This window comes from Butyrivibrio sp. XPD2002 (assembly GCF_000423945.1).
Taxonomy (GTDB): domain Bacteria; phylum Bacillota; class Clostridia; order Lachnospirales; family Lachnospiraceae; genus Butyrivibrio.
In genome coordinates this window covers 1-13,333 of sequence record NZ_AUIY01000019.1, presented here as the reverse complement: position 1 = coordinate 13,333, position 13,333 = coordinate 1, and the positions used below count along the sequence as shown (strand labels likewise).

Sequence of the window (13,333 nt, the reverse complement as noted above, 5' to 3'; positions counted from 1 at the left end):
AAGGAGATTTAATGCGCATTTCGAACAACTATCATACAATTCCTGCAATGAGTTATTGCGGCAAGAATACTTCTATCCCACAGAATCTGACTACAAGAGCCAACATGCCTGCGCTGGTATCCACAGATCCTGTAACAAATAAGGAAGCTGTGATTCCGATAGCATATAAAGATGGAAGCAGGATGTCTACTTTCCGCGCAGATTCCTATTCGCAGGATAATCCGGTCTATACAGTTAAATACTGGGATGGTAATGGCAACTATACGGAAGAAGAAATCGATGGTTCAAAAGTAGATCCAAGTAATGCTTCTGTATTAGAGTTGCTTGCGTTTGGCTCATATTGCACTGACAGGGGATATCCAGAGGATGCTGTATCTAATGTAATGATGGCGATGGTTGGGGTAGATGAAGAACCAAAGTTTTATTCATTGGATGAAGCACTAGAAAAACATAACTTTACCGAGCGGATGAAAGATTGCGTGGATATAACAAATAACCCGGCATATATGATTGTTCACTTGAAATACAAAGCTATGTATGAGTTTATGCTGGAAAGGTCAGATGTAAACCGCATCAACTGTATAGAACAAGTATAAATGGAGAGGGGGTATTACTAATGATAAGTGCTGTATCACCATTAACTGGATCTGATTTTTACAACCGCAGAGTTATAGATGGAAATAGGATGAGTGATGCGACTACTACTGACGCTAATGTCTGTGTAGCAACTGATGAAAGAAAACCAAGTCACATCAATAGCGATGTTATGGATATATATAAATCCATGAAGGCTACTTCTATCACTGAATTGAATGGCGCAGAGGAAGGAGTCATCAAAGAAAATGATGTGTCATATTCTCTGCAAGTATCCACAGATAATAAGGTGAATGAGTCAGAGTATTATAAAGAATTAAATGCCGATAATCTAGGTTGCCTACTTTGCAGAAAAAAGTCGGATAATCCTGAATCAGGGGGATTTTATCTATATGTATTTGACACATATTATTCCAAGGATTCAACAGCTGATAATCCTATTGTTGCCGTTGCAATACAAAGTGCGTTTCATCCGGATGAAGATGCTGAGCTTAAAGATGTCCATAATTATTATAGAGAAATAGAAGTAAACAAAATTAACCCAAGAAATGCCACTCTGTTAGAAATGCATATCCTTTTGTCTCATAAGGAATATCAGGCATGTAAAAATAATAATCAGGAATATGGAAGCCATTGGGATTCTCAGGCATTTTATGACGGAATGGAAGCAGGGATTTTTCCATATTTTGTCGACAACATTGAGGAAGTCATGGATGTAAAAAAGGACTGGATACAAGAGGCAATGAAGGCAAAGTTTTCTGATTCTGAATTGGCAGAGAAATCGATGTTTGACAAGATAAAGGAAGCCATTGTGGAGTATCTTCAGAAACTCGCTGAAAATGTGGTCAACACTGAAAAGAACGATGAAAACAATGCGCTGAGTGATGTGATAATTAAATAAGTCATATAAGAGCTGAGAAGGGTGGCAGAAATCTTCTGTTTGAATCCATCAGCTCTTTTTTTGATTAGCATAAAGATAAAATCATTACTGCCATGAATCCTGTGTTACCATATATGTATTGAGAAAAGCATTGGGGGCATCAAAATGTTAATGATTTTATTGTCTGTACTTGAGGATGAGCAAAGGGACCTGGTACAGAGAATATATAATGAAAATAAATCTTTTTTTCTGAGGCTTGCAGCAGGGATAACCGGTTCAGAATCTCTTGCTGAGGAGGCCGTCAGTGATGCATTCTTAAAGATTTCCCTGAATATCAAAAAAATTTCTGAATTATCTTGTCACGAAATGAGGGGGTTCTGCGTTGTTATAGTGAAGAACTGTTCAATCAGTATTCTGAGAAAAAACAAAAGATATGTGTATGGAACTGAAGAAATGTCCAGAGATCAAGTGGCAGATACGGATGATCCTGAGAGGACTGTGCTTAAAAATGAGCGGAATGATTATATCCGGGCACTTTTGGAAACTCTTTCTGATGATGATAAAGAGCTGGTTGCTATGCGTTATACCTATGAAATGAGTTATGGGGAGATTGCGAGGGTGATGGATATTTCCGAAGATGCTGCACGTAAACGGGGACAGCGCGTCATTGAGAGACTTAGAACCAGTTATTCTGAGAAAGAGGATGGATATGGTATTTGATGAGATGTTGGAAAAAGAGGCAGGTATCGAAATTCTGAATCTGATGGCACCGAAGCTTATGCAATGGCGCGAAGACGCTAAAGAAAAGAAACTGCCATTCACAAAAGTGGAGCTTTTGTCAAAAAAAATAGAGGCGCTTCCTATAGCGGGGCAATCACTTCTTTTTGGAAAGTATGCTTTTGATCTTAATTCTGAAAGCATGGAGATTTTATATGAAATCAATAATCCGGATATTCACCTGGTCTTTTTTGAGCATCTTCTTTCTGAGATCATGGGGATTCAAGAAGGTGAGAGAATAAGTGACATTTCAATGGAAAAGGCCTGCAGAAGAGCACTTAGCAGAATTGCAGATGCGCCGGAAATGATTCCTTTTCCTGAGCGAGTTGCGCGTTCTTTTGGAAAAGCGGTTGCTGCAATTCTTATTGTGGGAATTATATCTTTTGGGACTGCTTTGGCTGTAAATGCTGAGTTTAGGGATAGTGTTATCAGATGGTTTATGGAAAGCACAAATACATATACCCTTTTCCACATTGAAAATAACGAGACTGAGCAGGAAAACAAACTTGGAGCTTATGAACCAACCTATATTCCTCAGGGATATCATTTGTATAACAAAGATGTTTTGACAGGGTTTGCCACATATACCTATGAGGATGAGAATGGAGATTTGCTGGATATTAGCATCTGCATGCCAGAAGCTAATGCATACCTGAATACTGAAGGAATGGAGAAAGAAGTCATTACAATAAATGGAGAGCAGGCATTTTTATATCATGACGGAGTACATGGAAGCCTTGCCACCAGCATAGATGGTTATGCACTTTATGTGACCGGAAAAGCCAGCAGGGAGGATTTTATAAAAATTGCTGAGAATGTTGTAAAAAAATAGAAAAATAGGTCACGAAAAGGGCGGGGTCAGCGTTATTAATATGTAACATGTATTAAGCCTTAACTTATGGAGGTCATTTGAAGGTGAAAAGAGTATTTGGAACAGTAAATATTTCATTATTTTTGCTGGGGCTGGTGCTTTTATGTGGTGCATGTGCAAGGAAGGATGATGTTATTCTAAAACAGAATACAATAGAGCTTTCACAGGAGGCAGAACCTGTTAATGTTAATGAAACTCCAAGTTCTGATAATTCATATGTTATAGGATCAATCTATTTAGAATCTGGCTGCTACATATGTTGTGGAGAACCTTATGCACAATCCATAGTAATTTATAACGTGGACACTCATCATCAGGAGTATGTCTCTTTGCCAGAAGATTCAGATGGATATGAGATTCCTGAAGCTGGTTTTTATCTTGTTTATAAGTTTGCTGATGGAAAAATGATAGATATTACAGATAAACTCAGTATAGATAATCCGGCACCTTTTGTCATCGAAAGGGCGAGATGAAATGAAGAAGATTAATTACGCTTTGACTGTGATATTGGTATTTGGGTTGGGGATGCTTGTTGAGAATATATACATGAACATCCTTATGTATAATAGGCATCCTGAGTATTATGAAGTCTTATCTGCCCCTTGGTATACATACGGGATACTGCCATCGGTAGTAGAATACATATTGCTTGTTATTGCCTGTTTGGCTGTAAGGCTGATTCTTAAAAGGTTTTCTAAAAGACATCAAAACAGAGGAGTTACTAATTAACATTTTTCAATATGGGGGTCATAGGGAAGAAATAGTAAGATGATCATTGATTTCAATGGGACAGTTGTAGATGTTGATGTAAACAAAACACGGGAGTTTTACTATTCGGATGACTCTGTGGAAATAGATTGCACATGTGGTGGATGCCGAAACTATATTAAATATTGTGATGTGATGCCACTTGAAGTATCGTCGTTTTTCGAAAAGATAGGGGTAGCTTCTAAGAAAGTATGTGAGACATATTGGTTCTGCCAAAAGAATGAAGGCAAGGCTGTTTTTGGTGGTGGTTTTTTCACGTGTGTGGAAGAATAATTAAAAGGTGCGACGAAAAGGAAGGTATTGAGCTAGCAACGGATTTTAAGGTATATGTTGAAGGGGATAAATGGGAGGAAGTCCATCTTGTTGAAGATGGATTTCCGAAGCCAATAGTGCAGATAGGAATGGTTTTCATACTTCCGTGGCTGCTTGATATCGAGAATACATATCAGGCTGAATAAAGTACTTGTGAGATGCGAATGGAGAAAATCACAGTATTTAAGCCTGTTCTCGCTACAGTAGATTGAAGTTTTTGCTTGCTCGTATGAGAATGATATTGGAGGGACAACCATGGACAAGCAAAAAACAGGTCAGGTAATCAAAGAGGCAAGGACAAAGAAAGGATGCACCCAGGCTGAATTAGGGGATATCCTTGGAGTAACCAATAAGGCTGTTTCGAGGTGGGAAAAAGGAGACAGTTTTCCTGATGTTGGTGTAATTGAAAATCTTGCAAATGCTCTTGATATCAGTATAGAAGAAATTATCGTAGGCAGCAAAAATCAGATGACCACCGAAGCTGCTCTTAATGAACTGCTTAAAACATTAAAAATGCAGCGCAGACAGAAAGCGAGGATGCTTCTTAGGGCGTTTGTTTGTATCATTTATGGAATTTTTATCATCGTGGCAGGATATGGTATATTCCATGGACCGTCGATTTTCCCACTTTATGCAGATTTTTATCCATTAATCCTTGCTATCATGGCTGTTATGGTCATATTCATGATGTTTTCTTCGAGAGGGAAGCCCTTTACGAAGATTTTATCGAAGTCAGACCTTGCAAGATTTGTTGCTTCCCTAATAAGCGGAGTATATAGCTCCTTCATGCTTGGCTGGTGCATCTTAAAGATCATGCATGGTGTGATGCCTTTTGGTATGGAGCCTGTGCAGGTTGGACCATTTATAGAAAAGCAACTTCTTGTAATTTTTTTATTGAATCTTCTGATTTTTGCAGTTGAGATTTTTAGGAGCATAAAGGATAGAGTGAGTTTTTCAGTCACTGCATATGTTTCGCTCGTAGTACTTAACCTGGAGATGATCTATGAAGCGCTGCTTCACGAACCGATAATGGGCGTAGTAGAAGCATTCATGGGGTTTTTTCTCAGATATACAGCGACAATATATTGTGTGCTTCTGATAGTGATGGCAATTCGATTTTTTCTAAATAGAAAAAAGGGAAAAGATTGAATAGTAAATAAGGAAAGACCGGCATCTCATGTGTATGAGGCTTGCCGGTTTTTGTATTTACAATATGTTATTTAGGTGGAATATTCCAATATCCATTTCTGCTAGTTCCAATATATTTAACCATACCAGAATCCGTCATTTTCTTTATGTGATATCTTGTTCCATCAACTGTTAATCCAAGATTTGCTGCTATTTCCTTCTTGGTAATTTGAGGATTCATACGCATCATATTGAGTATTGAATCATGAATATTATTTGGGGGTAGTTTGGGGGTAGTACTACCCCCATCTTCAACCTCATCATAAAACTTCTCATGAATAAAGAGTCTTGTTACAAAGTAATCATGGGCTTCATCAGTCTCGAACTCAGGTAATGGAGATCCATTTGCGCTAAGTGCTTTTAATATCTTCTTGAAGCCGGTATTTCTACCCTCAGTAAGATGAAGGTCCTTAAGGAATTCACCGATACGACGGTTACGATATCTTCTACTATATACTTTGTATTCCTTTAAACCTTGAAGTGTTACCGATCTATCCGGTCCTGGATGGGAAATGATTTCGATCATATCATGGGTAACACGAACTTCGATTGGTTCACGTTCATCATAAGCTTTATGATACACTGCATTGGCGAGAGCCTCTTCGATGGCTGCATACGGATAATTGAAGAAACGATCAGCTTCTGCACGATCTGGATATTTAATAACTTTTTCTGTAATTATCATATTTTGAATATATCGAAGAGCTGCACGTAATTGCTCATGCAATGGCCCTTTAAAGGTCTGCTCAATGATTTTGTCTCCGCCTTCGCCTTCAGGAAACTGCACAACATCGATCTGAGCATATGGAAAGAACTTGTCAGGCTCAGAATTGAAAAACATCAAAGCAACATTTCTGGGCTTTACATATTCCGGTAATTCGCTGATGAGATGCATATTTTTGCATAATTCGGTAAAATCCATGCTGTCTGCCAGACTATATAGATCACTGTCTATCTCACGAAGATAGGATTTAATCAGTGTGAAATTAAGATCTGACAACTCTGCTCTATGATTAACCTGATCATCGTAAGGGGTTCTGTTAGATAAGGTATATAATTCTTTCTGCTCGTCGGGTGAAGGTTCCGCTGTAATTGAACCTTTTCGTATATAGCTTATTTTTTCGTGGTTGTTTTTGTCCATAGTCTTCGGGGAAGAATATGGTCTGCCATATCCTCCCGGACACCAGATAATGATGAATGTTTTATCTTCATATTCTTCTTTTGCGATTATTGGCATATAGTCAGGGCTAATAAGCTTACATTTTTTGAATATACTCTTCTGCCACTCATCAACTTTATCCAAAGGAACTCCAACTAATGGTCTTACAGGAATACCATTCTCTTCAGCGACTCCTAAAACAATATATCCGCCTCCCCAATTGTCCAAATCGTTGGCAAAAGCGCAGATTGTCTTAAGGGAAGCGGCAGGATCCCATGTTGTTTTAAATTCTATTCGAGCCCATTCAACCTCTCGACCTGAGAGAAGGCTATGTATACTTACAGGTAAAGCCAAATCTATTACCTCCATTGGTATGTAATTTCAGTATGTGCAAAAAAAGCACAAACTGATGTCTAATCAAGAAAAGTTATTTATCACCATTCTCCATCGCTTCCCATTCTGCCTTCATAAGCTCCAGCATGCGCTTTCTCTGCTCTTCTTCCGGTATATCAGAATGATCAATTTTGGTAATAGGAACACTTCTCATATTATCAATAAAATATAGCTTCTCACGCTCATAGCTTTCTTGTGAACGTTCAAAGTGACGCAGCTCATTTGTAAGCTTATATGCTTTTTCAATAGCTGAGCATAAATCCTGATTAAGTGTAGCCTCTGGATTATGGAAAACTTCGTTGTGATAAATCTTCAATTCTATCCAGTTGCGATCTTCATCCTCAGTAGCATCTTTTGATTCCAGGTCTACACGGTCATGTATAGAAGTCTTTATGGAAAACTCATTGGTTTCATATAACTCCAGGAAGCATGATAGAACATCGCCTAGACTTCCAAGGTGGAATGTTTCGTCTCGACCGCATAACCAGTCTATTGATACTCCACACTTATCAGCAATATTGATGATAGCGTCTACAGTCGGTTTTATTTTGCCACTTTCGTAGGATGACAATGTGGGCTGGGGAATACCTAGTTCCGCAGCAAAATCCTTCTGAGATTTATTCCCCTGCATAGATCGTAACATCTTAAGACGTTCGCCAAATAAGTTTTCTTTATCACCCATGGTCATGCTCCTTTCTTGTATGTACTATATTCTATCACATTCAGTGAAAGAAATGTATTATCTGTAATAAATATAGCATATACTAATATTGACATATAAAAATAATATTGATAATATAAAAATAGCTTAAGATAATATAAATCATAATAAGCTATAAAAGAATAACAAAGGGTGGTTAAAAAGAACCAAGCGTTTCCCGGAAAACCCGGATGTCGCCGAAATCCCCGGCATTTCCTGATTCAGATGTTGCCGATACAAAATAAAAAACAGAGGAATTATGCTCTGAGAAAGGAGGAAAATGAGAAACAGAGCCAGACAACGAGCAAATCGAAAATTAAAAGAAGAACTTTTAGATTTAAGAGATGTATGCGGAGTTAAGGATCCAACACCTTACGAAGCAGTAAAGAAAATAGTAAACGAGATGAAGAAAAACAAAGAAAGGAGCAGACATGGAATACACGAATTTGTTAGCAGAGTATGACGATGTATTAAGCATCAATGATGTCAAAAACATTCTTAAGATAGGCCGTAACAAGGTGTACGACTATCTGAGGGACGGAACTATTAAATCCATGATGATAGCGGGAAAATACAGAATTCCAAAGCTTTACCTCTTGGAATTTATGTACCCCGATAGGAAATTTGTTAAGGAGGCAAGTTAAAAAGTATGGCAAGACCGAAGAAAAACGGAAAAAGAGCAACCGGCATTCAGGGGAAAAATGGTTATCTTTATATAATTACTCATCAGTATTTTGTGAAGGATGGAGTCAAGAAAAGTGAGAAAAAGTGGATTTCTACAGGTTTGAAGGATACGCCGGATAACATTAAGAAGGCCACGGAAATGAGACAAAATCTTCTTAGTAAAAGGGCCACGATTGCTGTTGACAGAAATGTATCGCTAAAAGAATATTCAGATTGTTTTCTAGAGAAAAAGAAGAGAGAGGTTTCAGATACAACCCTTTCTTCTTATTTTTATAGAGTTAACAGGATAACGAAGTATTTTGGTGATACTAAAGTCAAAGATGTAACTGTGCTTATGGTCGAGAACTTCCTGGACAATATGTTTGAAACAGATCATGCACAACCACGAACAGTTAAGGATACAAAAGTGTTATTTGGGAGTATTATGGATCAGGCTGTAAAGGATGGAATTATCCCTTGCAATCCAGTCAAAGAGGTAGAAATCAACAAGAATCTCGCGGTCAAATACACCAAGGAACAAAGTACAGACGACAAATTCTTTTCTTACGAGGAAGCGCAGCTCTTTCTGAACAACATAAAGGATCATGAATTATATGAACTATTCTATGTGGCGTTATTCTTTGGAATGAGAAGAGAAGAAATGCTTGGGCTAAGGTGGTCTGCTATAGACTTCAAGGCTAAAACCATGAACATTAACCACACAGTAACCCGAGGAACGAAAGTGAATCGTGTTAATGCTACCAAGACAGCTTCAAGTGCCAGAGAATATCCTCTGACAGATGAGCAGGTGGAAATGTTCAAAAGGCTTAGGGAGAAGGAAAAGAAAAACAGAATACTATGCGGTAACGGATACCACGAAAGCGACTACATCTTCAAACATGTTGATGGGTCGCTTTTTTATCCGGATTATCCTACAAAACTGTTTGGCAAACTTATTAAGAAGATGCCGGAGCTACCACAGAATATTACCTTTCATGGTCTCAGGAGTTCCTGTGTTTCCATTCTTGTTCACCAGGGTATGGATGTTAAGAGTATTCAGAAATGGGTTGGCCATAAAGACATTGATACAACATTAAGGATTTACGCAAAGGTTAAAGATAAAGAAGCTAAGCGAGAGATCTCGCAGGCTATGACTGGAATTATTCCCCTTAAGGATTATTCCAACCAGTAACATGACAACTTAATAAGGTTTATAGAGAGCTTATTCTGCGATGAAATAATAAATCTAAGAATAAAAGGGATTTGGTAGAAAAATAGTAGAATTCGGACAAAAAAATAAGGACTTGCAAATCTGCAAACCCTTGTAAATACTGAGTCGAAGTGACAGGATTTGAACCTGCGACCTCTGCGTCCCGAACGCAGCGCTCTACCAAACTGAGCCACACTTCGTTATATGTAAAGCGGAAGTCGTGAGAAGACTTTCGCAGCACACATGATAATACAATAAAGAGGAGGCTTTTGTCAATAGCTTTACATATTGGAATTCAATAATAAATGGAATATGATATTATGATATGGAAAGAATAAGCTGAGAAGTCCAAGTAATAAGGACTGTTTGAGAGGAAATATTAATGAGTGAATATGCAAAAATAATTCTTAAAAAGGGCGAGGGACGTACAATTAAGGCGGGTGGAGCCTGGGTTTTTGATAATGAGATAAACAGAGTTGAGGGCAGCTTTGAAAATGGAGATATCGTAGAGGTTCATGACCATGATGATTATTTCATGGGATATGGATTTATAAATACGAACTCTAAGATCCGTGTAAGGATGATGTCCAGAAGGAAGGAACATCCTGTGAATGATGCCCTTTTAGAGACAAGAGTGAAAAATGCCTGGGATTACAGGAAGGCTGTTATGTGCCCGGAGTTGTACGGCTATGAGAGTATTTTGGGCGAGAAAAAGGCTGTATCAGAGGACGAGCTTAAAACCAAAAGACTTAAGGAGCTCTCCTGCAGACTGGTTTTTGGTGAGGCTGATTTCCTTCCCGGAATTACAATTGATAAGTTTTCAGATGTGCTTGTAATTGAGTCTCTGGCTCTTGGTACTGACCGCATGAAGGACAAGATTCTTGATATCTGTAAGAAGGTTCTTGCTGAGGATGGGGTACAGATTCGTGGAATATATGAGAGAAGTGATGCGAAGGTAAGAGAGCAGGAAGGCCTTGAGAGAATAAAGGGATTCATCGGTGAGCCCTTCGATACCAAGGTTCTGATAGAGGAGAATGGTGTTAAATACTACGTTGATGTTGAGAATGGTCAGAAGACCGGATTCTTCCTTGATCAGAAGAACAATAGGAGAGCGATAGCATCTCTTTGCAAGGGTAAGAAGGTCCTGGACTGCTTTACACATACAGGTTCCTTTGGACTTAACTGTGCCAAAGCTGGAGCTGATTCAGTTCTTGCGGTTGATGCTTCCGATGTGGGATGTGCTCAGGCAGAGGAAAACGCAAGACTTAACGGGCTTGAGGATATTATCAAATTTAAGTGTGCTGACGTGTTTGATCTTTTGCCGGATCTTGAGAAGCAGGGAGAGCAGTATGACGTGGTTATTCTTGATCCGCCTGCATTTACCAAATCCAGAGCTTCTATCAAGAAGGCTGTTACAGGATATCGTGAGATCAACATCCGCGGACTTAAGCTTGTGAAAAATGGCGGATTTCTTGCGACCTGCTCATGTTCACATTTCATGGATGAGGAGCTTTTTGCAAAGACAATAAGAGAAGCAGCCAGAAGTGCCCATAAACAGCTTAGGCAGGTTGAGTTCAGGCAGCAGGCTGCAGACCATCCTATTTTGTGGTCTAACGACGCTTCTTATTATTTGAAATTCTATGTGTTCCAGGTTACTGAAGAACTTTGATAGAAATACAAAAGAAGGACTCGATTGAGTCCTTCTTTCTCGATCGAGTCCTTCTTTTTAAATAGCAAAAGCCGGTAATTATCAGAACTTAACAACCTTGGGCTCTTCTGTGAAGGAAGAGAAGGTAGCTGTTGCATTCTTGAAATAAAGCACTTCTGTGTTGTCATCCTCAGCAGAGTACATACCCTGAAGTGACGGATAAGCATCGAGCATGTGCTTCTTAGCTTCTATTCTGTCATCGCGTACAAGCTCACCTGCTACGCGAACCCATTTGCCTTCAGCAAAACCGCAGATCTCAACCTTGGGATTCTTCTGAATCTGCTTGGAGACATCTTTTACTTTTCCGGTCTGGATATAAAGCTTGTCCTCGAAAATATCTACTGTTCCGAAGGGGCGAACTCTGGGCTGATCCCCATCAACAGTAGCCAGATAGTAAGTTCCACATTTTTTCAAAAATTCATATACTTCCTGCATACTTGCCTCCTTAAAATAAATTGTATAAAATATATTATAATTCTATTAAAATGGAAAAACAACCTATCATCTCTGAAAAGAGATAATGTATAATCAATAATATGATACAGGATATTTCACCAAAAGTGTTTAACAATATTTATAAGAGAGACCTTCCGGATCCCCGCGATTATGTGTTTTCGTTTCGGGGCAGGGAGGTTTTGTGCGTTTTAGAGGATGATGGAGCATTCAGGTGTCCCAGGGTAGAGGAGCTTGGAATTGATAAAAATGAGCTGATCTACCTTTTTGAAATCGACGGGGACAGGTTTTATCTTCCAAAAAAAGAGTATGGCTGCTATATAAACGAAGTTCAGGGAAAGGGCTCAGATTGTAATTACAACTATGAGAGCATCCGTGTTTTGCGCGGTGCAAATCCCGGTTACCTGTGTTTTGCGGGAATGACGGCCTATCATCTCTATGTCTGGTACCGCGATAATAAATTCTGCGGAAGATGCGGCAGGGAAACGATAATTCATGATGCTGAGAGGGCTCTAAAGTGTCCAAGGTGCGGAAATATAATATATCCCAAGATATGCCCTGCGGTTATAGTCGGAGTTACAAATGGAAGCAAAATCATGATGACAAGGTACGCAGGAAGACCATATAAGGGTAACGCCCTTGTTGCCGGTTTTTGTGAGATAGGAGAAACTGCAGAGGATACTGTAAGACGTGAAGTCTTAGAGGAGGTTGGCATAAAGGTAAAGAATATCAGATACTTTGCAAGCCAGCCCTGGGGATTCGATTCGAACCTGCTGCTTGGTTATTTTTGTGAGCTTGATGGAGATCCGAATATCAATATGGATGAAAATGAGCTCGCCAGAGCAGAATGGGTTGAGCGAGCTGATATAGGTGAGGAAGCAAAGGATTTAAGCCTCACTGCAACCATGATGATGCATTTTAAGGAGCACCCGGAGTATTTTGAAACTAAATAATGGATTTGGAACAATGTCTATCCACGTGCAAACCTACAGGGGGTAAATGATTATGGAAGAACAGATGAGGATAATCGGACGACAGATGGCGATCAGAATGGGCATAATGATGAGCTTTTGCCTCTCACTGGTTGGGATCCTTTCATCGGGACATTTCACAATTCCCGGGTTCATTATCAGCTTTGCTATCAGCACTATAATAAGCCTGATAATTGGCCTGGTGATTCCTATTGGAAAAGTCACGGGTGGTTTGTGTGCGAGACTCCGACTCAGGCAGGGAACCATCGGAGCAAGGACCTTTGAGAGTTTTCTTTCCGATCTGATCTACACTCCCATAATGACGCTGGTTATGGTTGGTCTTGCATATAGAATGGTTACCATACAGAATGGTGGCGTAGCGCCGATTCCGTTTTTGCCGATGTTCCTGAAGAGCTTAATTATATGCTTTGTGGTTGGATTTTTCCTGATATTTATTTTCCAGCCATTGTTCCTTAGGCAGATTATGAAAAAACACGGTATAGGAAGACCTGAAGAATAAAAAATAACGCTTTCCTCTTTGTAGATAAGGGGAAAGCGTTTTTGTTGCACAAGACCGGCAAGCGAATGGATGCTTGCATACAAATTCATTTGCCGGTTGTAAGAACATGGAGCACGAAGTGCGGAATGTTCGTGTGCGAAATCGAGTAGGAGTCAGCCTACTCGAT

17 protein-coding genes and 1 tRNA gene are annotated in these 13,333 nt (G+C 39.3%); 14 read left to right on the top strand and 4 right to left on the bottom strand.

Annotated features, from left to right (window positions below):
* Positions 1-11 precede the first annotated feature (11 nt).
* From G587_RS24450 to G587_RS24445, 8 genes are all read left to right on the top strand, one after another.
* A complete protein-coding gene (locus G587_RS24450) occupies positions 12-596 on the top strand; it encodes a hypothetical protein (RefSeq protein WP_051200971.1) in 585 nt (194 codons plus the stop codon).
* A gap of 20 nt (positions 597-616) precedes the next feature.
* The gene (locus G587_RS0110895) at positions 617-1,495 is read left to right on the top strand and encodes a hypothetical protein (RefSeq protein WP_026492261.1); all 879 of its coding nucleotides are present in this window, start codon (positions 617-619) and stop codon (positions 1,493-1,495) included.
* Positions 1,496-1,639: 144 nt separating this feature from the next.
* Complete coding sequence (locus G587_RS0110890; RefSeq protein WP_051200970.1) at positions 1,640-2,194, top strand: RNA polymerase sigma factor; 555 nt, start codon at positions 1,640-1,642, stop codon at positions 2,192-2,194.
* Positions 2,184-3,083 carry a DUF4367 domain-containing protein gene (locus G587_RS0110885; protein WP_026492259.1) on the top strand — a complete coding sequence of 300 codons (900 nt, stop codon included), beginning with the start codon at positions 2,184-2,186 and terminating at the stop codon, positions 3,081-3,083. The genes G587_RS0110890 and G587_RS0110885 overlap by 11 nt, the downstream gene beginning before the upstream one ends.
* Positions 3,084-3,166: 83 nt before the next feature.
* Complete coding sequence (locus tag G587_RS0110880; protein ID WP_155829506.1) at positions 3,167-3,595, top strand: hypothetical protein; 429 nt, start codon at positions 3,167-3,169, stop codon at positions 3,593-3,595.
* A 1-nt stretch (position 3,596) separates the two neighbouring features.
* Positions 3,597-3,851 (top strand): hypothetical protein, encoded by a 255-nt coding sequence (locus tag G587_RS0110875; protein ID WP_026492257.1) that lies wholly within the window; start codon positions 3,597-3,599, stop codon positions 3,849-3,851.
* Positions 3,852-4,147: 296 nt separating this feature from the next.
* Positions 4,148-4,348: a hypothetical protein gene (locus G587_RS0110865; RefSeq protein ID WP_026492255.1), complete on the top strand. Its 201-nt coding sequence runs from the start codon at positions 4,148-4,150 to the stop codon at positions 4,346-4,348.
* Between the two features lie 109 nt (positions 4,349-4,457).
* A complete protein-coding gene (locus G587_RS24445) occupies positions 4,458-5,351 on the top strand; it encodes a helix-turn-helix domain-containing protein (RefSeq protein WP_051200969.1) in 894 nt (297 codons plus the stop codon).
* A 67-nt stretch (positions 5,352-5,418) separates the two neighbouring features.
* On the opposite strand, the gene G587_RS0110855 is transcribed toward G587_RS24445, so the two are convergent.
* Together G587_RS0110855 and G587_RS22390 are read right to left on the bottom strand one after the other, a co-directional pair.
* Positions 5,419-6,903 (bottom strand): RNA-binding domain-containing protein, encoded by a 1,485-nt coding sequence (locus G587_RS0110855; protein ID WP_026492254.1) that lies wholly within the window; start codon positions 6,901-6,903, stop codon positions 5,419-5,421.
* A 73-nt stretch (positions 6,904-6,976) separates the two neighbouring features.
* Positions 6,977-7,573 carry a helix-turn-helix transcriptional regulator gene (locus G587_RS22390; RefSeq protein ID WP_207637469.1) on the bottom strand — a complete coding sequence of 199 codons (597 nt, stop codon included), beginning with the start codon at positions 7,571-7,573 and terminating at the stop codon, positions 6,977-6,979.
* Positions 7,574-7,922: 349 nt separating this feature from the next.
* Between G587_RS22390 and G587_RS0110845 the strand changes: the two genes are divergently transcribed.
* Genes G587_RS0110845 through G587_RS24440 form a run of 3 tightly spaced genes read left to right on the top strand, consistent with a single transcriptional unit; the run spans position 7,923 to position 9,497 of the window.
* Positions 7,923-8,105 carry a hypothetical protein gene (locus G587_RS0110845; RefSeq protein WP_026492253.1) on the top strand — a complete coding sequence of 61 codons (183 nt, stop codon included), beginning with the start codon at positions 7,923-7,925 and terminating at the stop codon, positions 8,103-8,105.
* Positions 8,074-8,286 (top strand): helix-turn-helix domain-containing protein, encoded by a 213-nt coding sequence (locus tag G587_RS22385; RefSeq protein ID WP_051656833.1) that lies wholly within the window; start codon positions 8,074-8,076, stop codon positions 8,284-8,286. The genes G587_RS0110845 and G587_RS22385 overlap by 32 nt, the downstream gene beginning before the upstream one ends.
* A 5-nt stretch (positions 8,287-8,291) precedes the next feature.
* A complete protein-coding gene (locus tag G587_RS24440; RefSeq protein ID WP_051200966.1) occupies positions 8,292-9,497 on the top strand; it encodes a tyrosine-type recombinase/integrase in 1,206 nt (401 codons plus the stop codon).
* Positions 9,498-9,641: 144 nt separating this feature from the next.
* On the opposite strand, the gene G587_RS0110830 is transcribed toward G587_RS24440, so the two are convergent.
* A tRNA-Pro gene (locus G587_RS0110830) sits at positions 9,642-9,715 on the bottom strand.
* 182 nt (positions 9,716-9,897) lie between these two features.
* Between G587_RS0110830 and G587_RS0110825 the strand changes: the two genes are divergently transcribed.
* Positions 9,898-11,184: a class I SAM-dependent rRNA methyltransferase gene (locus G587_RS0110825; RefSeq protein WP_026492252.1), complete on the top strand. Its 1,287-nt coding sequence runs from the start codon at positions 9,898-9,900 to the stop codon at positions 11,182-11,184.
* Between the two features lie 81 nt (positions 11,185-11,265).
* Here the strand turns inward: G587_RS0110825 and G587_RS0110820 are convergent, their stop codons facing one another.
* Positions 11,266-11,658: a pyridoxamine 5'-phosphate oxidase family protein gene (locus G587_RS0110820; protein WP_026492251.1), complete on the bottom strand. Its 393-nt coding sequence runs from the start codon at positions 11,656-11,658 to the stop codon at positions 11,266-11,268.
* A 200-nt stretch (positions 11,659-11,858) separates the two neighbouring features.
* Here G587_RS0110820 and nudC point away from each other — a divergent pair, with 200 nt between their 5' ends.
* Positions 11,859-12,629, top strand: a complete 771-nt coding sequence (nudC, locus tag G587_RS0110815; protein ID WP_242830073.1) for an NAD(+) diphosphatase — start codon at positions 11,859-11,861, stop codon at positions 12,627-12,629.
* 52 nt (positions 12,630-12,681) lie between these two features.
* Complete coding sequence (locus G587_RS0110810) at positions 12,682-13,167, top strand: hypothetical protein (protein ID WP_051200965.1); 486 nt, start codon at positions 12,682-12,684, stop codon at positions 13,165-13,167.
* Positions 13,168-13,333: the final 166 nt, after the last annotated feature.

What these genes read in the sequence shown, in the direction of transcription:
- G587_RS24450 (WP_051200971.1), top strand. Translation starts at nt 12, where the DNA reads ATGCGCATTTCGAACAACTATCATACAATTCCTGCAATGAGTTATTGC.
- G587_RS0110825 (WP_026492252.1), top strand. Translation starts at nt 9,898, where the DNA reads ATGAGTGAATATGCAAAAATAATTCTTAAAAAGGGCGAGGGACGTACA.
- G587_RS0110810 (WP_051200965.1), top strand. Translation starts at nt 12,682, where the DNA reads ATGGAAGAACAGATGAGGATAATCGGACGACAGATGGCGATCAGAATG.
- G587_RS0110875 (WP_026492257.1), top strand. Translation starts at nt 3,597, where the DNA reads ATGAAGAAGATTAATTACGCTTTGACTGTGATATTGGTATTTGGGTTG.
- G587_RS24445 (WP_051200969.1), top strand. Translation starts at nt 4,458, where the DNA reads ATGGACAAGCAAAAAACAGGTCAGGTAATCAAAGAGGCAAGGACAAAG.
- G587_RS0110895 (WP_026492261.1), top strand. Translation starts at nt 617, where the DNA reads ATGATAAGTGCTGTATCACCATTAACTGGATCTGATTTTTACAACCGC.
- G587_RS0110820 (WP_026492251.1), bottom strand. Translation starts at nt 11,658, where the DNA reads ATGCAGGAAGTATATGAATTTTTGAAAAAATGTGGAACTTACTATCTG.
- G587_RS0110890 (WP_051200970.1), top strand. Translation starts at nt 1,640, where the DNA reads ATGTTAATGATTTTATTGTCTGTACTTGAGGATGAGCAAAGGGACCTG.
- G587_RS0110885 (WP_026492259.1), top strand. Translation starts at nt 2,184, where the DNA reads ATGGTATTTGATGAGATGTTGGAAAAAGAGGCAGGTATCGAAATTCTG.
- G587_RS22385 (WP_051656833.1), top strand. Translation starts at nt 8,074, where the DNA reads ATGGAATACACGAATTTGTTAGCAGAGTATGACGATGTATTAAGCATC.
- G587_RS24440 (WP_051200966.1), top strand. Translation starts at nt 8,292, where the DNA reads ATGGCAAGACCGAAGAAAAACGGAAAAAGAGCAACCGGCATTCAGGGG.
- G587_RS22390 (WP_207637469.1), bottom strand. Translation starts at nt 7,573, where the DNA reads ATGCAGGGGAATAAATCTCAGAAGGATTTTGCTGCGGAACTAGGTATT.
- G587_RS0110845 (WP_026492253.1), top strand. Translation starts at nt 7,923, where the DNA reads ATGAGAAACAGAGCCAGACAACGAGCAAATCGAAAATTAAAAGAAGAA.